At 39.4% G+C, this 21979-nt stretch carries 23 protein-coding genes; 20 read left to right on the top strand and 3 right to left on the bottom strand.

The features are described 5' to 3' along the window. Positions 1-14 precede the first annotated feature (14 nt). Positions 15-1565: a bifunctional phosphoribosylaminoimidazolecarboxamide formyltransferase/IMP cyclohydrolase gene (gene purH, locus PYW30_RS05855; RefSeq protein WP_042218350.1), complete on the top strand. Its 1551-nt coding sequence runs from the start codon at positions 15-17 to the stop codon at positions 1563-1565. A gap of 30 nt (positions 1566-1595) precedes the next feature. Here purH and treR read toward each other — a convergent pair whose 3' ends face one another. Continuing rightward, the gene (gene treR, locus PYW30_RS05850) at positions 1596-2312 is read right to left on the bottom strand and encodes a trehalose operon repressor (RefSeq protein ID WP_004256425.1); all 717 of its coding nucleotides are present in this window, start codon (positions 2310-2312) and stop codon (positions 1596-1598) included. A 129-nt stretch (positions 2313-2441) separates the two neighbouring features. On the opposite strand from treR, the gene PYW30_RS05845 reads away from it, so the two are divergent. The 12 genes from PYW30_RS05845 to PYW30_RS05790 all read left to right on the top strand — a co-directional run bounded on the left by PYW30_RS05845 (position 2442) and on the right by PYW30_RS05790 (position 13674). Beyond that, positions 2442-2927 carry a PTS sugar transporter subunit IIA gene (locus PYW30_RS05845; RefSeq protein WP_019299408.1) on the top strand — a complete coding sequence of 162 codons (486 nt, stop codon included), beginning with the start codon at positions 2442-2444 and terminating at the stop codon, positions 2925-2927. 12 nt (positions 2928-2939) lie between these two features. Continuing rightward, complete coding sequence (locus PYW30_RS05840; protein ID WP_004256429.1) at positions 2940-4484, top strand: PTS transporter subunit EIIC; 1545 nt, start codon at positions 2940-2942, stop codon at positions 4482-4484. 19 nt (positions 4485-4503) lie between these two features. Next, entirely contained in the window at positions 4504-6114 is a 1611-nt protein-coding gene (gene treC, locus PYW30_RS05835; RefSeq protein WP_014024953.1) for an alpha,alpha-phosphotrehalase, read from the top strand. Positions 6115-6200: 86 nt separating this feature from the next. Beyond that, positions 6201-6893 (top strand): YjjG family noncanonical pyrimidine nucleotidase, encoded by a 693-nt coding sequence (locus tag PYW30_RS05830; RefSeq protein ID WP_004256438.1) that lies wholly within the window; start codon positions 6201-6203, stop codon positions 6891-6893. Positions 6894-6996: 103 nt separating this feature from the next. After that, positions 6997-8229, top strand: a complete 1233-nt coding sequence (gene purD, locus PYW30_RS05825) for a phosphoribosylamine--glycine ligase (protein WP_042218346.1) — start codon at positions 6997-6999, stop codon at positions 8227-8229. Positions 8230-8231: 2 nt separating this feature from the next. Then, positions 8232-8717: a 5-(carboxyamino)imidazole ribonucleotide mutase gene (gene purE, locus PYW30_RS05820; RefSeq protein ID WP_042218344.1), complete on the top strand. Its 486-nt coding sequence runs from the start codon at positions 8232-8234 to the stop codon at positions 8715-8717. Between the two features lie 123 nt (positions 8718-8840). After that, positions 8841-9959: a 5-(carboxyamino)imidazole ribonucleotide synthase gene (gene purK / locus PYW30_RS05815; RefSeq protein ID WP_042218342.1), complete on the top strand. Its 1119-nt coding sequence runs from the start codon at positions 8841-8843 to the stop codon at positions 9957-9959. A gap of 42 nt (positions 9960-10001) precedes the next feature. Then, entirely contained in the window at positions 10002-10784 is a 783-nt protein-coding gene (locus PYW30_RS05810; RefSeq protein ID WP_042218340.1) for a glycoside hydrolase family 125 protein, read from the top strand. A 116-nt stretch (positions 10785-10900) separates the two neighbouring features. Beyond that, the gene (locus PYW30_RS05805; RefSeq protein WP_394349210.1) at positions 10901-12046 is read left to right on the top strand and encodes a VOC family protein; all 1146 of its coding nucleotides are present in this window, start codon (positions 10901-10903) and stop codon (positions 12044-12046) included. Beyond that, entirely contained in the window at positions 12033-12626 is a 594-nt protein-coding gene (locus tag PYW30_RS05800) for a flavin reductase family protein (RefSeq protein WP_042218337.1), read from the top strand. Before PYW30_RS05805 ends, PYW30_RS05800 begins: the two co-directional genes overlap by 14 nt. 133 nt (positions 12627-12759) lie before the next feature. After that, entirely contained in the window at positions 12760-13185 is a 426-nt protein-coding gene (locus tag PYW30_RS05795; RefSeq protein WP_042218335.1) for a universal stress protein, read from the top strand. Between the two features lie 138 nt (positions 13186-13323). Then, entirely contained in the window at positions 13324-13674 is a 351-nt protein-coding gene (locus PYW30_RS05790; RefSeq protein ID WP_042218332.1) for a YxeA family protein, read from the top strand. Positions 13675-13940: 266 nt separating this feature from the next. On the opposite strand, the gene guaA is transcribed toward PYW30_RS05790, so the two are convergent. Beyond that, entirely contained in the window at positions 13941-15482 is a 1542-nt protein-coding gene (gene guaA / locus PYW30_RS05785; RefSeq protein WP_042218330.1) for a glutamine-hydrolyzing GMP synthase, read from the bottom strand. 116 nt (positions 15483-15598) lie between these two features. Beyond that, positions 15599-16519 carry a type I pantothenate kinase gene (gene coaA, locus PYW30_RS05780; protein ID WP_014024944.1) on the bottom strand — a complete coding sequence of 307 codons (921 nt, stop codon included), beginning with the start codon at positions 16517-16519 and terminating at the stop codon, positions 15599-15601. Positions 16520-16754: 235 nt separating this feature from the next. Here coaA and PYW30_RS05775 point away from each other — a divergent pair, with 235 nt between their 5' ends. The 7 genes from PYW30_RS05775 to PYW30_RS05745 all read left to right on the top strand — a co-directional run bounded on the left by PYW30_RS05775 (position 16755) and on the right by PYW30_RS05745 (position 21978). Continuing rightward, a complete protein-coding gene (locus PYW30_RS05775) occupies positions 16755-17360 on the top strand; it encodes a class I SAM-dependent methyltransferase (RefSeq protein WP_042218327.1) in 606 nt (201 codons plus the stop codon). Continuing rightward, positions 17357-18649: a pyrimidine-nucleoside phosphorylase gene (locus PYW30_RS05770; protein WP_042218325.1), complete on the top strand. Its 1293-nt coding sequence runs from the start codon at positions 17357-17359 to the stop codon at positions 18647-18649. Before PYW30_RS05775 ends, PYW30_RS05770 begins: the two co-directional genes overlap by 4 nt. Continuing rightward, positions 18649-18843, top strand: a complete 195-nt coding sequence (locus PYW30_RS05765) for a hypothetical protein (protein WP_004256810.1) — start codon at positions 18649-18651, stop codon at positions 18841-18843. The genes PYW30_RS05770 and PYW30_RS05765 overlap by 1 nt, the downstream gene beginning before the upstream one ends. Before the next feature lie 71 nt (positions 18844-18914). Then, positions 18915-19577 carry a deoxyribose-phosphate aldolase gene (gene deoC / locus PYW30_RS05760; protein WP_004256814.1) on the top strand — a complete coding sequence of 221 codons (663 nt, stop codon included), beginning with the start codon at positions 18915-18917 and terminating at the stop codon, positions 19575-19577. Then, positions 19564-19956: a cytidine deaminase gene (locus PYW30_RS05755; protein ID WP_004256817.1), complete on the top strand. Its 393-nt coding sequence runs from the start codon at positions 19564-19566 to the stop codon at positions 19954-19956. The genes deoC and PYW30_RS05755 overlap by 14 nt, the downstream gene beginning before the upstream one ends. Positions 19957-20127: 171 nt before the next feature. Next, a complete protein-coding gene (locus PYW30_RS05750; protein ID WP_004256823.1) occupies positions 20128-21180 on the top strand; it encodes a BMP family lipoprotein in 1053 nt (350 codons plus the stop codon). A gap of 90 nt (positions 21181-21270) precedes the next feature. Continuing rightward, positions 21271-21978 carry a GntR family transcriptional regulator gene (locus tag PYW30_RS05745; protein ID WP_004256827.1) on the top strand — a complete coding sequence of 236 codons (708 nt, stop codon included), beginning with the start codon at positions 21271-21273 and terminating at the stop codon, positions 21976-21978. The last annotated feature ends 1 nt before the right edge of the window (position 21979 follow it).

Raw genomic sequence — 21979 nt, 5'->3', positions numbered from 1 at the left:
GAAAAGGAATAAAAATGACTAAACGTGCGCTTATTAGTGTGTCAGATAAAAATGGAAGTGTTGAATTGGCTGGGTCTTTAAGTAAACTCGGTTTTGAAATTATCTCAACGGGCGGAACAAAAAAAGCTTTAGATGAAGCAGGTATTGCAACCTTAGCGATTGAAGAAGTGACGCATTTTCCGGAAATGATGGATGGGCGTGTGAAAACATTGCATCCAATGATTCATGGCGGACTTTTGGCACGACGTGATTTGGACAGCCACCTCCTTGCCTTAGAAGAGCACAATATTACACCCATTGATTTGGTTGTTGTCAATCTTTATCCTTTCAAAGAGGCACTCTTATCAGGAGCTGATCATCAAACAATTGTCGAAAATATTGATATTGGTGGTCCTTCGATGTTGCGTTCTGCAGCTAAAAATCATGCAGATGTTACTGTTCTTGTTGATCCAACGGACTATGCTGCAGTACTCGAAGAACTTGAAAAAGCGGGTGAAACCAGCTTAGAGCTTCGTCAACGCTTGGCGGCTAAAGCTTTTCGACATACTGCTGCATATGACGCGCTCATTGCACAATATTTAACAGAAAAATTTTCTGATCAAGAGGAAAAGCCGGAAAAGCTGACACTGACCTATGATTTAAAACAAGGAATGCGTTATGGTGAAAATCCACAACAAGATGCCGATTTTTATGAAAATGCACTTCCAACTCCTTATTCGATTGGTCAAAGTGTGCAATTAAACGGGAAAGAATTATCATACAACAACGTACGTGATGCAGATGCAGCCTTGCAGATTGCGCGTGATTTTACGGAGCAACCAACAGTTGTAGCCCTTAAACACATGAATCCTTGCGGCATAGGCCAAGCTGAAACGATTGAGCAGGCTTGGGATTACGCTTATGAGGCCGACCCCGTCTCCATCTTCGGCGGTATTGTCGTTTTAAATCGCCCTGTTGACCAAAAAACAGCTGAGAAAATGAGCAAAATATTTTTAGAAATCATAATTGCCCCAGCCTTTTCTGATGAAGCTCTGGCAATTTTGACAAAAAAGAAAAATATCCGTTTGCTTACGCTTGATTTTGAACAAATTGCAGCGTCAGAAAAAGAAGCCATGATTACAGGTGTGCTTGGTGGTGTTTTAATCCAGGAGCAAGATGTTGTTGCAGAACAACCAGAAAGTTGGACAGTAGCAACGCAAGCCCAACCTAATAAGGAGCAATGGGAGGCGCTAAAATTTGCCTGGAAAGCGGTCAAATATGTGAAGTCTAACGGTATTATTGTCACAAATGAACACCAAACACTGGGCGTTGGCCCTGGTCAAACCAACCGTGTAGCTTCGGTTAAAATAGCCATCGAAGCAGCGCAGGAAAAAGGTCTAGATAATGCTGTGCTTGCCTCTGATGCCTTCTTCCCCTTTGCAGATAATATTGATGAGATTGCCAAATCTGGCATCAAAGCAATTGTCCAACCGGGTGGGTCTGTCCGCGATCAAGAAGTCATTGACGCGTGTGACAAGCATGGGATCACGATGGTCTTTACGGGTGTGAGACATTTCCGTCATTAATAAAAAGCTAGACGAGAGTCTAGCTTTTTATTAATGTTTTTGCCGTCTCGAAAACTCAGTAAAGCGAAACTTATCCACTTGATGTCGGCTTTCTGTGTACTGAAAAACATTATTATTCGCGAGGTAAACATGACTGCGCACGCTCACGACATGGCGGTCTTTAGGGTTCAAATCCAAATAAGTTTTATCTTCATCATTGACAAAATCAATTGTGATTTCTTTTTGAGCATATGAAATATCGAGATGCACGTGATCTTCAAGATAAGCATATAGAGAAGACTTCACTTTTTCTCTGGTCATATCAGGTGCTGCAGAAGCCAAAATATAGTCACGGTCTAGGATAACAAACTGTTCATCGATATTTCGTCGGCGGAGGATATGGAAAGCTTGAGTACCTTCTTCAAAAAAAGAAAGTTCTGAGAGTTGTTTATCTACAGTTATTTTTTCAAAAATTAATATTTCAGTGGTTGAGCTGAAGTTTAAAGAGTCTTTAAGCTCTTTGAAAGAAGTTAAACCTGAAATAGGAAACATCAATCTCTCTCTTGGGATAACAATGGAGCCAAAGCCATGACGGCGTTGAATAATCCCGTTTTCTTCCAAGATTTTTAGTGCTTGTCTTACTGTTGCGCGGCTTGTTTGATAGAGCACTGTAAGCTGGTTTTCACTGGGCAAGAGCTCATTTTCGGGATATCTTCCTTCATGAATTTTTTTCTCCAAATCCCGAAGAATAATTTCGTACTTTTTCATAACCTAAGTGTAACAAAAAACCACTTTAAGTTAAAGTGAAAATATAACCGCTTGCAAAACCGCTTTCATTTTGCTATTATAAACTTGTACGTACAAGTTGTAGTTTATTTTTATTGAAGGAGAATAAAGATGTTTGGTTTTGGAAAGAAAAAAAGTGTGAGTGAGGACAAGAACCTCTATGCACCTTTAGCGGGTACAGTTATTGATTTGGAAAAGGTTTCCGACCCTGTATTTGCCAAAAAAGTTATGGGAGATGGCTATGCTATTGAACCTACAAGTAGTGAGATTGTCAGTCCAGTAGCAGGAGAAGTCAGTTTGGTACAAGGACATGCTATCGGATTCAAGCGGGCAGATGGTTTAGAAGTGTTGCTTCATCTCGGAATTGATACAGTAAGTTTAAATGGACAACCTTTTCAGATTAAGGTTAAAGTAGGTGATAGAGTTGAGGGCGGCGATGCTCTGGGACAGGTCAATTGGAAAGAAGTTGAAGCAGCAGGATTACCACTTACGAGTATGATTTTAATTACGAATACAAATGAAAAACTCGACAGTCTTACCGTTCAAAAAGGAAATGCTCAAGCAGGTGATATGTTGGGCCAAGCAACTGCAAAATAAAAAGGAGAAATCATGGCAGATTACAAAAAATTAGCAACAGAAATCATTGCCGCTGTTGGTGGTGAGGAAAATATCACAAAGGTGATTCACTGTATCACACGCTTACGTTTCTATTTAGTCGACAAAGAAAAAGCAGACGATGAAAAACTTGAAGCAATGGATGGGGTAGCCGGGGTTGTCTACAATGCAAATTTGGGGCAGTACCAAGTCGTTATCGGTCAAGCTGTTGAAGACGTCTATGACGAAATTGTTGCACAGCTGGGGAGCCGTGTAGTGGATGGCGAAAGTAATGAGGAAGTCGTGGAAACTAAAGTTTCTAAAAACCCTATCATTCGCGCTTTTCAAGTTGTAGTTGGAACAATTACAGGATCAATGATGCCGATTATCGGTTTATTAGCGGCTGGCGGTATGATTAACGGGATTCTTAACATGTTTGTTAAAGGAAATCATATTTTTGAACTTATTAGTCCGACAGATCCAACCTATATTATTATTTCAACAATGGCGATGGCACCATTCTACTTCCTCCCTGTCTTGGTAGGTTATGCTGCTGCCAAACAGTTAGGTTCAGACCCGTTTGTCGTGGCTGCAGTTGGTGGATTTATGATCCACCCTGCTTTACAAGGTCTAGTTGCAGCACCTAATGTTATTGAAAAGGGAGAGATTGTAGCTGGAAAAGCACCAGTAGTTATGGAATTATTTGGCGTAACTTTTAATACAAGTTATTTTAATATTCCTGTCAGTCTACCAAATTATGCTTATACTATTTTCCCGATTATTGTAGCCGCTTGGATGGCTAAACCAATCGGGGCTTGGCTTAAGAAACACATGCCTTTAGCGCTTCGTTCAATTTTTGTACCGATGATTACCTTCTTTGTAGTAGCTTCATTAGTGCTCTTGTTGGTAGGTCCCGTAATTAGTATTGTTTCCTCTGCGCTTGCTTCAGTTATTACAGGGTTGATTAACCTTAACCTCACTATCGCAGGAGCAATTATTGGCGGACTTTACCAAGTTCTGGTTATCTTTGGTCTCCATTGGTTGGTTATTCCTATCTTGACTCAACAAATCGTAACAACAGGGGAATCAAATATTAACATGATCGTTTCCTTTACAATGTTGGCACAAGGTGCAGGCGCTCTAACAGTCTTTCTCAAAACGCGCCAACAAAGTCTTAAAGGATTAGCTCTACCAGCAGCAATTTCAGCTTTCTGTGGGGTAACGGAGCCAGCCATGTATGGGATTAACTTAAAATACATTCGCGTCTTCATCATGAGTTCGATCGGTGCAGCTGCAGGTGCTGCGGTTGCTGGCTTATTTGACCTACATATGTATGGCTTCTCAGGCTCACTTATTGGTTTCCCTAACTTCGCGGCAACGACAAATCCTTTGACTCATGCTGCGGGCAATCCTAACAACTTTATCTACTTTTGGATTGCGACAGCCGTTTGTATTGTTGTATCCATGACATTGGTTTGGTTCTTTGGCTTCAAAGACTCAGATACAATGGGAACAGGGCTTGAAAAGAAAAACGTCTTTAAATCAGCCGTAAATAAATAAGAAACAAAAGGAAAAAATTATGACATTGAGTGAAAAAGTCATCTATCAAATTTACCCTAAATCATTTTTAGACACGACAGGAAATGGTATTGGTGATCTCAGAGGGGTAACGGAAAAATTACCTTATTTGGCGGAATTAGGAATCGACATGATTTGGCTTAATCCTTTTTACCCCAGTCCGCAAAGAGATAATGGTTATGATATTTCTGACTATACTAATATAGATCCAGTATTTGGTGATTTTAAAGATTTTGATCAAATGGTAGCGCGTGGCAAAGAGTTAGGTATTGAATTTATGTTGGACATGGTATTGAACCATGTTTCAACAGAACATGAGTGGTTTAAAAAAGCTCTTGCCGGTGATAAATATTACCAAGATTTCTTCATTCTTAGAGATGAACCTACGGATTGGGTGTCGAAATTTGGCGGCAATGCTTGGGCACCATTTGGAGATACAGGTAAATATTATCTTCATCTTTATGATATTTCCCAAGCCGACTTAAATTGGCGTAATCCAAATGTCCGCCAAGAACTGTTTGAAGTTGTCAATTTTTGGCGTGACAAAGGTATATCAGGCTTTCGCTTTGACGTGATAAACGTTATTGGAAAAGACGAAATACTTAAAAACAACCCAGAATTTGATGGAAAATTTGAGTATACAGATAAACCTATCACGCATGAATATCTAAAAATGCTCAATGCGGCCACCTTTGGTCAAGATGAACATGCCATCACTGTGGGAGAAATGAGCTCAACGTCAATTGAAAACAGTATTCTCTATACGCAACCGGAGCGAAAAGAACTCAGTATGGTTTTTAATTTCCATCATCTAAAAACAGATTACAAAGCTGGTGATAAATGGACAAAAGTTCCCTTTGACTTTCAAGCACTTAAAGTGCTTTTCCATGAATGGGGCGAAAAAATGGCAGAAGGTGGGGGCTGGAATGCTACTTTCTGGAATAATCATGATCAACCTCGGGCACTCAATCGTTTTGTGGATGTGAAAAATTTCCGTATCAAAGGAGCAACAATGCTGGCTGCCGCGATTCACCTCAGCCGTGGCACACCCTTTATTTATATGGGGGAAGAAATTGGTATGATTGACCCTGATTATGATTCTGTCGCTGATTATCAAGATTTAGAAGCTTTAAATGCTTACGAACGGCTCTTGGAACAAGGAAAAACAGAAGCCGAAGCTTTTGAAATAATCAGCAGTAAATCACGTGATAATTCAAGAACGCCGATGCAATGGGACGATAGCGCAAATGCGGGGTTCACCAAAGGAGAGCCGTGGTTGAAGGTGGGCAAACATACCGACATTAATCTGAAAAGAGATAAAAACGGAGAAATCTATAATTTCTATAAAGAAATGATTCGTTTGCGAAAAACGGAAAAAATTATTTCGGAGGGAGATTATAAAGCTGCACTTAAAGATTCAGAGCACATTTATGCTTTTGTGCGCGAATATGAAGGCCAGCGTTTACTTGTATTGAATAACTTTGCCAATCACAGCGTGAACTTTAGCTTGCCCCCAGGGTTTGAAGATGCAGAAGTCTTCGTGAATAACTATGATTCATACAAGTCTGAAACACTGGCGCCTTATCAGTCGGTTGCTTTATTGGCTAGATAATGTCCGTGATAAAAGTCTCTTTTGTTGAAAAAATATGATGAAATCGTTAAACTAGAGCTATCATAAATTTTTAGAAAGAGATAAAAATGACTGTATTACTTTTTGACATAGACAACACACTTCTTGATTTTGATAAGGCAGAGTACATGGCTTTAGGCAAAATCTTTGAGCAATACCATATTGAAGATACAAAAGAAAACAGAGCCATCTACTCACGTGAAAACAAAGCCCTTTGGCGAAGTCATGAAGCAGGAGAAATCAGTCGTGAAGAGCTTCTTTCTACACGCTTTGCACATGCTTTTACAGCTTTGGGAGTTAAAGAAGCTTATGATGCTTCAGCTGTTGATGCAGCTTACCAACTTCACTTGGCTCAAGGTCATGAATTGATGGATCATGCCATGGAACTTTTGGATCGACTGGCGCAAGAAGCGACAGAGATGTACATTGTGAGTAACGGTACATCCAAAGTTTCTCGTCCACGAATTTTAGAATCTGGCATTGCCGGATATTTCCAAGAAATTTTTATCAGTGAAGAGATTGGAAAACATAAACCATCAAAAGAATTCTTTGATTATGTGTTTGACCACATCGATCACGCTGCAGATAAAGATTTTGCGATTGTTGGTGATACTTTGGCTACGGATATCCTCGGCGGGAAAAATGCAGGTATTAAGACGATCTGGTATAACCCTAAACACTTGGAAGCTCAAAAAGATTTAACACCAGATTGTGTCATCGAAGATTTATTAGAAATACCTTCTCTTCCTGTCCTCGCTTGATAATTCCGAACAATAGAATAAGAATATATTTAGAAAAGCCCCTTGGGGCTTTTTCTTTTTCTCTAAATATCTTAAGATAGAAGTGAGAAGAAAGCGAGGAAATATGAGGGTTTTAGTTATTGGTTCAGGTGGGCGTGAACATGCACTTGCACGAAAGTTTGCAAAAAGTGAAAAAGTAGATAAAGTTTTTATTTGCCCAGGAAATGTGGGTATGACGGAGGAAAAGCTGGAAAATGTAGCTATTTCCGAACTTGAAAATCATTTGTTGGTGGAATTTGCGAAAAAGAAAAAAGTAGACTTGACTTTTGTTGGTCCAGAAACAGCATTAATGAACGGTATTGTGGATGCTTTCTTAGATGAGGGGCTGCTTATATTTGGACCGAGAGCTGAGGCTGCTCAAATCGAGGGCAGTAAAACTTTTGCCAAGTCAATAATGAAAAAATATGGCGTGCCCACGGCAGACTATGAGAGCTTTACGGATTTTGCCAATGCTCTAATTTATGTTGAGACAAAAGGCGCACCGATTGTTATCAAGGCAGATGGTTTAGCTGCAGGTAAAGGTGTCACAGTTGCCATGGATTTAGAAGCGGCAAAAGCTGCTTTAGCAGATATTTTCCAGACAAAAGAAGCAAAAGTTGTGGTAGAGGAATACCTTGAGGGCGAAGAGTTTTCACTTTTCAGCTTAGTACATGAAGGAAAGATTTACCCGTTACCTATTGCGCAAGATCATAAACGTGCCTTTGACGGTGATCAAGGCCCAAATACAGGCGGGATGGGTGCTTATGCACCTGTACCTCATATTCCAGAAGCCGTGGTACAGGAAGCCATAGAAAAAATTGTCCAGCCAACTGTATCTGGGTTAGAGGCAGAGAATAAGGCTTTTACGGGTATTCTTTATGCAGGATTAATAGTGACAGCCGAAGGTGTAAAAACGATTGAATTTAATGCACGTTTTGGTGACCCAGAAACGCAAGTGGTTTTAGAAACGATTACCAGTGATTTTTTTGAAAATGTATTGGATATCTTGCAAGGACGCGAGCCAAATTTGACCTGTAATACTGAAGAAGTTACCTTAGGCGTAGTTGTAGCAAATCAGGGCTATCCAGACGCCTCAACAGAGAGTGTTGTTCTACCAGAGATGCAGGATTTGAACTGTTTTTATGCTGGTGTTATAAAAAAAGACGGAAAGCTCCTTTCAAAGGGGGGGCGCATATACATGGTAACTGAAACCGGCAAAGAAATAAAAAGTATTCAGCAGTCCCTTTACGAGAAATTAGATAAATTAGACAACACAGGAATGTTTTATCGTAAAGATATTGGAAATAAAGGAGTATAAAAATGGCAGATGTTGCAGTTATTATGGGATCACTTTCAGATTGGGAGACAATGAAACAAGCGGCTCATATTTTGGAGACGTTCGGTATAGATTTTGATAAAAAAGTTGTCTCCGCTCACCGGACGCCAGAAATTATGATGAATTTTGCGAAAAATGCGGAGCAACAAGGTTACAAGCTCATAATTGCTGGTGCGGGAGGCGCGGCGCATTTACCTGGAATGGTTGCTGCAATGACCTTGCTTCCTGTGATTGGTGTGCCTATTCAATCACGTGCCTTATCAGGCCTCGATAGCCTTTACTCCATTGTCCAGATGCCGGGTGGAGTTCCTGTTGCCAGTATGGCTATAGGCTCTGCAGGAGCCAAAAATGCAGCCCTCTATGCGGTTCAGATTTTGGCACTTGCTGATAAAAGTTTGGCGGAAAAATTGAAAAAATATAGAAAAGAAGCAGCCGATCTATCGGTCTCTTCCACTAAAGAATTGTTGTAAACTTTTAATTTAAAAGCGAGCGTAATATTTGTAAAAATATTTTGATTTTAGTAAACGAAAATCCGGATGATATGCGGATTTATTTTTTAAACTATCCGAAAAGAATAGGGAGAATAAAGAAAAATGGCCTATAATAAGAATATGCAACATAAGAAAAAAACAATTGGAATTATTGGTGGTGGGCAGTTGGGCCAAATGATGGCGATTTCTGCACAATATATGGGCCATAAAGTGATTACACTTGATCCTAATCCGAACTGTTCCGCAGCAAAGTGTTCGGATGAGTTGATCATTGCGGAATATGATGATGTTGATGCGCTTCTTAAGCTCGCTTATGCTTGTGACTTAATAACCTATGAGTTTGAAAACGTATCGGCGAGCGCCTTGCATCAGCTTGATGCCTGTGTCGCTATTCCGCAAGGCATTCGATTATTAGAAATCACGCAGAATCGTCGGTTAGAAAAAGAGTTTCTAGAACAATGTGGCGTGAAAATAGCCCCGTGGCAACGCGTAGAAAATGCTCAAGACCTTCCAGAGCAAGTGACAAAAAAACACGTGTTGAAAACAACAACGGGCGGCTATGATGGACATGGTCAGGTTGTCTTGAAATCAGATGAGGATTTGCTGGAGGCGATGAAGTTAGCAGAGCGCGCGGAATGTGTATTGGAGGACTTTGTTGATTTTGATTGCGAGATTTCTTTAATTATTAGTGGGAACGGGCAGGATTTTGTAACCTTCCCGCTTTGTCAAAATGAACATATCAATAATATCCTACACCGCACGATTGCTCCCGCGCCTCTACCTCTTGAGGTCAGCGAGAAAGCCAAAGATCTGGCACTGGCGATAGCTAAAGAGCTCCAGCTTGCAGGCACGCTTTGTGTAGAAATGTTTCTGACAGCATCGGGCGAGATTTATGTAAATGAACTTGCCCCACGTCCCCATAACTCGGGACACTATACCATAGAGGCTTGTGATTTTTCGCAATTTGACTTACATATCAAAGGTATTCTCGGTGAGGAACTCCCGCAACCTCGACTTTTGAAAAAAGCCATTATGCTCAATATTCTTGGCCAAGACGTCCCACAAATGGAGCGATTGGCGCATGAAAGGCCTGAGTGGCATATTCATGATTATGGAAAGTTGGAAGCGAAGGTCGATAGAAAAATGGGACATGTGACTATATTGACCGATGATTTTTCAAAAAGTTTGAAAGAAATATCCCGTTTAAAAATATGGGAATAAATGACAGGAAGGAAGAAAAGGATGCACACAATCAGGTTGTCAATGGAAAGTCGAAAAACAATTTTTCGAATCGAAACGCTGAGTGAAGAGATCAATCCCGAATGGACACTTGTGTTTCACAGGATTTTCAAAGATAAACTGATAACTTATTTAGAAGAGCAAGAAAAAACGAAGCGTGGTCTTTTCTTTCAAGGAGAAACAACTTTTTGGTTGCAACACTCCGCCATGCAAGCCAGTTTATTTGTACCGCTGGCTTCAAATGATGAAAAAATTAGGGATATCATCGTCCACTTATTAAAGCTACATTTTGAGTTTATCAATGCAAATTATTCTTCTTTAAAAACAAAGGAGAGCCCTTTAAGTCACTTGGAACTTTATCAGTTGGCGTATACGTTACAGATGGCTTATAACTTTTATTTACGAACGGAGGAAATTTGTCAGTTCAGTTTGCTCTTTACTTCAGCCGCGGCGCGAGTTTTAAATATTTGGGAACAAAGCATAATACGTTCAAACTTAAATGGGATGATGGGAAAAAACCTATGTATTGAGGCAGCCACACACTTAGAAGAAATCTTTAGCAATATTACGCGACACACTGACTTAAGAAATCAAGCTTCTAGTGTTGTTGCGCTTTTAGAAAAAACAAAGAGCATCCCTATATCTGAAGAGCAGGAACTTTTTCAAAAAGGGATTAATACAATATCTTCTTATAAAAAAGAAGAAATACTCAATGAGCTCCTTGGAAAGATAAAGCAAGCGCAAGTGAAAGAAAGCACAACAGAATTGTATTTTTGCCAGCTCCTCTTAAATTATTTTAAAATCTAGAAAATGTGTCTCTGAAGAGAGGCATTTTTTAATTCAAGTTGCTTGAAAATTATGCAAGAGATGATATAATAAAATTAAGATTTACAACTGTAAACATTAATTTAAGGGAAATAATTATGACAAAACTAAATTCGGAAGTTGCACTGGGAGGGATACACCATGTTACAGCGATTACTTCAAGTGCCCAAAAGACCTATGATTTTTTTACAAATATTTTAGGGCTGCGACTGGCAAAACTTACTGTTAATCAGGATGATTACGAAACCTATCATCTTTATTTTACGGATGAAGAGGGGAATCCTGGAACGGACATGACGTTTTTTGATTTTCCTGGAATAGGAGCCGGTAGCCACGGCATCAATAGCATTGACCGTATTTCCTTTCGTGTTGCTCAGGATATATCTTTGGAATACTGGCATCAAAGATTTGATGCAGCAGCTGTACCACATGGTTTGGTGGCAGAGCGCTTTGGTAAAAAATATTTAGAGTTTGAGGATTTTGATGGTCAGCGGTACCAATTGATTTCCGATGAAAAAAATCAAGGTGTTCTTGCTCCAGGAAAACCTTGGCAGCTTTCAAATGTAGAGGCTGAGCATGCTATTTTAGGCTTAGGACCTGTTTTCATTAAGTTGTCAGAAGTAAATATTATCCAGCAATTGCTCGCAGAAGTTTTTGGATTTCGCAGGCACGCAACTGAAGATAATTTCACACTATTTGAGGGAGCAGGGGGTGGCAATGGTGCCTCGATTATCATTGAGCAAGATAAAGAAGGGCAGCACGCATATCAAGGGCATGGCACGGTGCATCATGTCGCTTTTCGTACAGCTAATCCCGATACCCTTAGATATTGGATTGAGCGTGTCAAATCTTATATGATACCTCACTCAGGATTAGTAGAACGTTTTTATTTTTCGAGTGAATATGTGAAGGTTGCCCCTGGTGTGCTTTTCGAAATTGCTACAGATACTCCAGGTATTGCTGCTTTAGATATGGTGCGGTCTGGGCAAGCAAAGGTTGATAGTTACGAAGAAGCGCTCGTAACCTCTGGTTTTTGGATAGATGAGACTCCGGATGAGGCAGGCCTTTCACTGAGTTTACCTCCCCATCTCTTTCCAGGAGCAGAAGCGGAAAAGGCACGAACTGCAGCAGCTTTACGTCGTTTGGATACGTCAGATGCATTTCGCGATAGGAAATTAGAGCCACTGTGGAGTATGAAAAAAATTCAAGAACGTCGTATAGGGAGAAAAAATGAAAGCATTTAAACCAGAAGATATGAGCAGTACTGATGCTTACAAATTAATTTCAGGACTGGTTATTCCAAGACCAATTGCGTGGTTGACAACTCAAAACGCTACAGGCCTTGTTAACGCAGCACCGTTTAGCTTTTTTAATGTTGTATCAAAAGAGCCAGTCATTGTATCCATTGCTATGACAGAGATGAAAGATTCTGTTAGAAACCTTTTAGAAACTAAGGAAGGGGTTATCCATCTGGTCAATATGGATAATGTTGAAACGATGAATCAAACATCAGCGCCTCTCACGGCTACAGAAAGTGAAATTGAAAAGTTTGGCATTAAAATGACAGAGTCAGAAGAAGTGAAAGTACCTGCCATAGAAAATGCTAAAGCCCGTTTAGAGGTCGTACTCCATCAGCATATTCCGGTAGGAAAAATAAGTCAACTCATGCTCTTAGAAGTAAAAAATATTCTTATGGATGATTCTGTCATTGATGAGGAAAAACTCTATATTAAAGCGCAAGAACTTGATCCCGTTGCGCGCTTGTCAGGGAGAGCCTATACAGAGCTAGGGCATATGTTTGAAATTACACGACCAACAAAGTAAGGGCTGCTAAGTACAGTAGAAACTAAATTTTTCTTTAATTTTCCAACCATATTATTATCTTTTTCTCTCTTTTTAATTTAAAATATAATTATAGAGGAATTAAATTGATAATTTCAGAAAAGGGAGGCTTTTTATGAGAGAAAAATACAAAAACATTCTGGTAGCTGTTGATGGTTCAGAACAATCTGATAAAGCAGTACGTGAAGCTGTAAAAATTGCAGCACGTAATGAAACATCGCTATTTGTTTTGAATGTCAAAGATGATGTGAGACTTTATGGTTCAGCTTACGGTGTACCACTTATTCTTGAAAATTTAGAAGAGCAATCACGGGCAATCATTGAAAGAGCTTCTGAGATTATCAAGAAACAGGTAGAGTTTAAGGCATATCGTGTGGAAGGGTCACCCAAAAAAGAAATCGTTGATTTTGCGCAATCCAATGATATTGATTTGATCGTTATTGGTGTTACTGGTAAAGGAGCCTTTGACCGTTTATTGGTCGGTTCTACAACAGCATATGTTATTGATCATGCGCGTTGTAACGTTATGGTTGTCAAATAAGTAAGAAAAAAGCTCTTCTTGGGAGAGCTTTTTTTCTTATAAAAATTTTTTTCTGAATTCTGAGTCGTTTTCCTTAAAAAAAAGGGCGAAGCATTATATAATAGTTTTTACAGGAAAAATAAGTAAAAGGATTTTATAATGAAAAGAGTTGTATTTGGCCTGGTTGCAATCATAGTTTTAATAATTGGAAATTCTATATGGCATAATTCAGAGCATGGTGGCAAGAATTTATTCGTTAAAATTCAAGAAGACGAAAAAATTGAAATGAAAAAATCGGATAATGGTCACGTTACAAAATATAAATATTCCGTCATCGGATTTGATGAAAAAGGAAAATCGCAAGAAATAAAGCTTACGGCGCAATATAGTTTAAAGCACTATGACTATTTGAAAGTCGTAACCAATAAGAAAAAAGGAGTTTTGAGCTGGAAAGAAGTTAAAAAGCAAGAAATCCCTAAAAACCCACTGTTTGAGCTTGAAAAAGCTTAAGTTAACTTGCGTTAATTCTTTAGATGAAATAAAATTATTTAACACTTGCGATAACGCTTTCTTGATGTTATAATAACAGTGTAAAAAATAATAAACTCTATCCCTCAGCAATAAGGCTGGGGGATTATTTTATGTGAAAAATTTAAAAGTAATACTTTGAAGGTGCCAAATTTTTTCAAAGTTAGTGTTTTTTAACGATTTAGACAAAATAAAAACCGCTCAATAGAGCGATTTTTTGTTTTTATTTTAGTTATTTTACCTAGGTATTATTCCCACTCAACAGTTGCAGGTGGTTTAGAGGTAATATCGTAGACGACGCGGTTGATGTGGTCCACCTCATTAACGATACGTACTGAAATCTTTTGTAAAACATCCCATGGGAGTTTAGCAAACTCAGCTGTCATACCATCGATAGAAGTGATCGCACGGATAGCGAGTGTATAGTCATAAGTACGGATATCGCCCATTACACCAACTGAACGAACGCCAGTATTAACAGTGAAATATTGCCATACATCACGGTCTAAGCCAGCAGCAGCGATTTCTTCACGAAGAATGGCATCTGAATCACGGACAACCGCAATTTTCTCAGGTGTCAAGTCACCCATAACACGAATGGCAAGACCAGGTCCTGGGAAGGGTTGGCGCCATACGATCTCATCAGGCATACCAAGCTCTGTACCAAGGGCACGAACTTCGTCTTTGAAAAGGGTGTTTAAAGGTTCGATCAATTCGAACTGCATGTCTTCAGGCAAGCCACCAACATTGTGGTGTGATTTGATCGTTTGAGCAGTATCTGTTCCTGACTCGATGACATCTGTATAAAGTGTACCTTGAGCAAGGAATTTAACATCTTTAAGTTTAGAAGCTTCATCATCAAAGACGTAAACAAATTCGTTACCGATGATTTTACGTTTTTTCTCTGGATCAGACACACCAGCTAACTTATTCATGAAACGTTCTTCAGCATTAACACGAATGATATTTAAGCCGAATTTGTCTCCCAACATGTTCATTACTTGATCGCCTTCGCCTTTACGGAGGAAACCGTGGTCCACGAAGATTGAAGTCAATTGGTCACCGATAGCACGTTGTAAGAGCACACCAACTACAGATGAGTCTACACCACCAGAGAGACCAAGCAAGACTTTTTTGTCTCCCACTTGTTCGCGGATTTTTTCAATTTGCATGTCAATGAAGCTCTCCATTGACCAATCACCTTTAGCACCACAAATGTTTAAAGCAAAGTTGCGGAGCATATCTGTTCCGTATACAGAGTGACGAACTTCAGGGTGGAATTGAATACCGTAAATGTGACGTTCTGTATTTTCAACCGCTGCAAATGGGCTATTTGGAGAAGTAGCAACCACATGGAAGCCTTCAGGGATTTCAACAACGCGGTCACCATGGCTCATGAGAACATCTTGTGTTTCAGGAGTATGAGCGAAAAGTTCAGATTTTGCTTTAAGCTCGATTGGTGCAACACCATACTCGCTTTCAGAAGCACTCTCAACTTTACCACCTAATTTGTGACTGATGAGTTGCATACCATAGCAGATACCTAAAATAGGCAATCCAAGTTCAAAAATTTCAGGATCAATATCAAATGAACCTTCGTCGTAAACAGAGTTAGGACCCCCAGAAAGTACAATCCCCAAAGGGTTTATTTCACGGATTTCTTGAGCTGTGACTTTATGACTCATCAGCTCTGAGAAAACACAGATTTCACGAATGCGACGCGCAATCAATTGATTATATTGACTACCATAGTCAAGAACGATAATTTTTTCAAGTTGTTTATCAGACAAGTGGGCCTCCTAAAAATTAATATTAAAATATTTTATCATAAAAGAACAGATTATAAAAACGTTTGATACAAAAATACAGCATTTTTAATTAAAGAGTAAATTAATGTTATGCTTTTTCAAAACTTTTTCAAATAAATTTTATCAATGTAATGATTCTCTGTTTTGTGCAAGATGACTTCCGCGCGATTTCGTGTGGGCTCAATGTAGTCACGTAAATTAGGCAGATTGGTATTGGCCCAAGTCTGACGAGCCAGCTGCATCACTTCATCGTAAGGCATTTTTGTAAATTGGTGATAATAATTATGGGGGTCATTTTCGGCAAGCTTGAGCAGACTGTCAAAACGCTCCAGATACCATCTTTCAATCACCGCTTCATCTGCATCCACATAGATAGAAAAATCATAAAAATCACTGACATAGAGATGCTCGCTCTGTGGATTTTGGAGAACATTTATCCCTTCAACAATTAAGATGTCAGGTTGATCAATCGTTTGGGTTTGATCTTTGAGGATATCGTAATTTTCGTGGGAATAAATCGGAATCTCACATGTTTCACCGTTCTTTACGCGGTAAAGAAAGTTCAAGAGGTGCTCCATGTCATAGCTTTCCGGGAATCCTTTGCGTTCTAACATGTTGCGCTCTTCTAAGACGGCTGTAGGATAAAGAAAGCCATCGGTTGTCACGAGCTCCACACTTAATTTTTTAAATTCACGGGACAAAAGAAGTTGAACAAGGCGCGCCGCGGTTGATTTTCCAACTGCAACAGAACCAGAGATTCCAATAATTAATGGTGGTGTTTTAACAATTTTTTGTAAAAATAAACCTTTTGAAAAGCTTAAATCCTCAATATTTTTCTTATAGAGGCGGACCAGATAAATTAAAGGCAAGTATACATCGATAACGTCTTGGAGTGAAATTTCATCATTGAGTGAACGAATGGCATCGAGCTCCTTATTTGTCAAAGGCACGATTGAAGAAAGGTAGAGATTTTGCCAAGTTTCTCGCGAAATTTCATCATAATTGATGAATTTATTCATAAGGATATTTTAGCACATTTTGCTTGTAGGCTGTGTTTAGAGACTTGTTCTAAGGTCAAGATTAACTTTATAAAATTATAGAAATGTACTCCAAACGTAAGCAGTATCTAAAGGAGGAAGCTCTAACACTCTGGAAAAAAACAAGATTAGAATGTAAGGGTTTTCTAATGGTTCCTTTCTATTTGTAAAGGTTTTCCCAGAAAAAATGAAATATTTTGTGATAAAATAAACTGTAATGGTAAAAACAAATATGTATTATGAAGACAACCGAGATTTAGCACATGATGTGCAGGAACTATCGGTTGAACTTTTGGGGCTCTCCCTCCACTTCCTGACCGATGCAGGTGTATTTTCTAAAAACGCTATTGATTATGGTTCATGTGTTTTACTCGATAATTTTCAACCAGAAGGAGCAAAAACTTTGCTTGATGTCGGTTGTGGCTATGGTACACTGGCTTTAACTTTAGCAAAAAAATATGGTTTGAAAGCCACACTTGTCGATGTAAATAGTCGTGCCCTTGATTTAGCTAAGAAAAATGCAGATAAAAATAATATAGAAGTCAATGATATTTTTTTATCAAACATATATGATAATGTTGAAGGAAAGTTTGATGCTATTATTTCTAATCCCCCTATTCGTGCGGGGAAAGAAGTGGTGCACACTATTTTATCCGACGCCTATGAGCATTTAAATGATGACGGGCATTTAACGATCGTTATTCAGAAAAAACAGGGAGCACCGAGTGCACAAAAGAAAATGAAGGATGTCTTTGGCAATTGCGAGATTGTCGCTAAAGATAAAGGATATTACATTTTAAGAAGTTATAAGGAGAAACTATGACCTACAGAATGGTAGACCTGATTCAAAAAAAACGTGATGGCGGCCACTTTGAGAAGGCTGAAATCGATTGGCTTATCTCTGGTTATGCAACGGGCGAAGTTCCGGATTACCAAATGGCAGCACTAGCTATGGCGATTTATTTTAAAGGTATGACGACAGAAGAAACAGCCAACTTGACCATGGCCATGGTTGCCTCAGGTAAAGAATTTGATTTGTCAGCCATTCCTGGTGTGAAGGTAGACAAACATTCTACAGGGGGTGTAGGTGATAAAGTAACGATTATTTTAGCACCTTTAGTAGCCAGCTTTGATGTCCCTGTCGCTAAAATGTCCGGCCGTGGTTTGGGACATACCGGTGGAACCTTAGACAAGTTAGAGTCTATTCCCGGCTTTGAAATTGAAAAAACAGAAGAAGACTTTATTGCCCAAGTAAAGAATTCAGGAATCGCTGTGATTGGTCAGTCTGATGAGTTGGTAAAAGCAGACAAACTTCTCTATGCACTTCGGGATGTGACAGCCACAGTTGATATTATTCCATTGATTGCAAGTTCTATCATGTCTAAGAAAATTGCTTCTGGCTCAAATGCTATTTTGCTTGATGTAACTGTCGGCGATGGTGCTTTTATGAAAAATATCGAAGATGCGCGCCTCTTAGCCCGCACGATGGTAGACTTAGGGAAGGCTGTTGGACGTGAAACAGTAGCAGTTTTGACCAATATGAACCAGCCGTTAGGACATGCTATTGGTAATCGTAATGAAATTACGGAAGCCGTGAATACGCTAAATGGAAAAGGTACGTCGGCATTCCGTCACTTTATCGCGGAACTGGCTCAAATTATGCTTGCGTTAGCAGGTGTAGAAAAAACTGTTCCAGAAATCATCGAAAACCTTGATAATGGTAAAGCTTATGCTAAATTCCTTGCTATGTGTGAAGCACAACACGGAGATGCAACAGCTTTTAAGCATTTGACTGCAGAATTAAATGTGGCACATACTGTTGAGATCTATGCTGACCGTGAAGGTTATATCTCACAAGAAAAAGCAATGGGTGTCGGTATTGTTGCGATGAAGCTAGGAGCTGGAAGAGCGACCAAGACAGATACAATCGATTTTGAAGCAGGTATTAACCTCGCGAAAAAAGTGGGTGACCCCGTCCAAAAAGGTGATCTTATTGCTACACTTTATAGCAATCGTGCCATTTCTTCCGATTTGATTGCGGAGTTTAAGAACAATATCGAAATTTCTGACCAGCAAGTTCATGCACCTGAAATTTTGGAAATTATTCGCTGATGAAAAATGAACTTCCCCCTATTCCTAACGGAATAAAAGCACTCCAAAGTGTAACAGCCGCTATACTTGGCGCAATTGGAATGAATCTTTGGGCCCAGAATACGCTGCTTAAAGTTACACTTTTTATCCTTATCTTTATCTCGGTTTATACGATTATTGGTATGCTTTACCTTAAAAGTCGCAAGCCCAAATAGATTTTAACGTTCACAACTAAAGCGTACTTAAAAGTTCGCATAATAAATAATAACTAGGAGAAGACCTAAAAATGAAAATCAATCAATACATTGACCACACAATCCTCAAAGCAGATGCCACACAAGAAAAAGTTCAAGCTATCATTGATGAAGCAAAAAAATACGAATTTGCTAGTGTGTGTATCAATCCAACTTGGGTAGCTTTTGCTGCTGAACAACTTAAAGATGAAGTTTCAAAAGTATGTACAGTTATCGGTTTCCCTCTCGGAGCAAATACTTCAGAAGTCAAAGCCTTTGAAGCCACAGATGCTATCAAAAAAGGTGCAGACGAAGTAGATATGGTGATTAATATTGGTGCAGCTAAAGACGGAAAATGGGACTTAGTGGAAAGTGATATTGCAGCAGTTAATGCCGTTAAGGATGGTCGTATCCTTAAAGTTATTATCGAAACAAGTCTTTTGACAGATGAAGAAAAAGTCAAAGCTTGTCAAGCTGCACAACGTGCGGGCGCTGATTTTGTTAAGACATCAACAGGCTTTTCAACAGCTGGTGCCAAAGTTGAAGATGTAAAATTGATGCGTGAAACCGTTGGACCAGATATGGGTGTCAAAGCTTCAGGCGGTATCCGTAATCTTGAAGATGCCAAAGCCATGATTGAAGCTGGTGCAAACCGCTTGGGCTGTTCTTCAGGTGTCGCAATCATGGAAGGTGAAACTGCCAATGCCAGCTACTAAAGAACTCATTGAAGCAGCACGCGAAGCAAGCAGTCATGCTTATGTCCCTTATTCCAATTTTCCTGTGGGTGCAGCGCTAGTCACTACGGATGGTAAAGTTTATCAAGGATGTAATATTGAGAATGCGAGCTTTGGCTTGAGCAATTGCGCGGAGAGAACAGCTATTTTTAAGGCTGTGTCCGAAGATCATTTGGAATTTTCAAGTCTGTATATTTATGGAGAAACGGCTGCTCCAATCAGTCCTTGTGGGGCATGCCGTCAAGTCGTCTCTGAATTTTGTGAGGCTGATATGCCGGTTTATCTTCTTTCAAAAATGGGGGAAGTTAAAGAGACATCAGTGGGGCAATTGTTGCCTTATTCCTTTAAAGAACTGGAATAAAATTCTAAAATTGACAGAAAAAAAGCTATTTCCGAACAAAGATGTGGATAAATGCCACATCTTTGTTTTTGGCTTGAATTAATATGCAAAATATCTTAAAATAAACTTATACATAAAAACTCTTACTTGCGAGAGTTTTAAAAATTTTTAAATTTGGAGGAAAACGTTTCCATGAATAAACGTATTTTCGCAGTTGGTGCTCTTGCACTTGCATCAGTAGCAGTTCTGGCAGGATGCCGTGGACGTGACGCAGCTTCAGGTGGTGAAGCCAAAACAGATCTCAATGTAGCGATGATTACCGATACTGGTGGTGTTGATGACCGTTCATTCAACCAATCAGCTTGGGAAGGTTTGCAAGCATGGGGTAAAGAAAACAACCTTTCAAGAGGTAAAGGTATCAACTATTTCCAATCTAACTCAGCTTCTGACTACACAGCGAACTTCAACTCAGCTGTATCTGGTGGATATGACTTAGTTTTCGGTATTGGATTCGGCCTCCAAGAAGCAACTTCACAAGCTGCTAAAAATAATCCAGACACTAAATTTGCAATTATTGACTCTGTGATTGAAAATCAAGAAAACGTTGTTTCAGCAACATTTGCTGACCAAGAATCAGCTTATCTTGCCGGTGTTGCAGCAGCCAAAACGACAAAAACTGACCATGTTGGATTCATCGGAGGGATTGCATCAGATATAATCACAGCCTTCCAAGTTGGTTTCCAAGAAGGTGTTAAATCTGTTAATCCAAACATCAAAGTAGATGTGCAATATGCAGGTTCATTTAGCGATGCAGGTAAAGGGAAAACCATCGCTTCAGCAATGTACTCTGGCGGCGCAGATATTATCTATCAAGCAGCTGGTGGTGTAGGTACTGGTGTATTCACAGAAGCACGTGTCCTTAACGAAACAAAGAACGAAGCAGACAAAGTTTGGGTTATCGGTGTAGACCGTGACCAAGAATCTGAAGGTGACTTTAAATCTAAAGATGGTAAAGACTCTAACTTCGTATTAGCTTCTACACTTAAAGAAGTAGGTAATGTTGTCAAAGACGTTTCAAACAAAACTAAAGACAACAAATTCCCTGGTGGTGAAATTCTTAAGTACGACTTGAAAAACTCAGGTGTAGCTCTCGCACGTAACAATACTTCCGATGAAGCATGGAAAGCTGTTGAAACTGCTAAAGAAAAAATCATCAATGGTGAGATCACAGTCCCTGCAAAATAATTATACCAATTATATAAATCAGCTATTATAGCTGGTTTTTTATTTGAAATTGGTATATAATAATAAAAAAACAAGGCAGAGGGAGACACCATGCAAAGAAGCAATGTTCCAAATTATATAAGAATTCATGATGCAATCAAAGAAGAAGTTGAAAAAGCAGTTTGGAAGATTGGTGAACGGCTGCCGAGTGAACGAGATTTAGCTGAGCGCTTTGGCGTAAGTCGAATGACTGCGCGGCAAGCAGTAACATCACTTGTCGAGGAAGGAATCTTGGAACGCCGTGTGGGGAGTGGGACGTATGTTGCTAGTCGTCGGGTGCGTGAAAAGATGCGGGGCACAACCTCCTTTACAGAAATTATTACTGCGCAGGGAAAAACACCGTCAACTGAAGTTTTAAGTTACCTCAAAACTTTGCCTAACGAAGTCGAGTGCGAGAAGCTGGAAATTTCGAAAGAACAAACGATTATCCGGATGGAACGTGTGCGCTATGCAGATCAAGTCCCCATCTGTTATGAAGTTGCAAGTATTCCTTATGATGTGGTAAAATCTTTTGAAAAGAAAAATATTACCTCTAACTTTTTTAACACACTGACACAAGCAGGCTATGAAATTGAGCGTAGTCAGCAGATTATTTCCGCTAAAAAAGTCAGTACCGAAGTTGCTGAATATCTTAAGATTAAGTCAGGCGATGCTATTTTAGGCCTTACCCAAATTTCTTATTTGGCCGATGGTCGCGCATTTGAGTACGTCCTGTCTCAGTATGTTGGGGATCGATTTGAGTTTTATTTGGAACGTTAAA

The sequence above is a fragment of the Lactococcus garvieae subsp. garvieae genome (assembly GCF_029024465.1).
Taxonomy (GTDB): domain Bacteria; phylum Bacillota; class Bacilli; order Lactobacillales; family Streptococcaceae; genus Lactococcus; species Lactococcus garvieae.
Note: the sequence above shows the minus strand (reverse complement) of the source record. Positions and strands in the feature narration are given on the sequence as shown.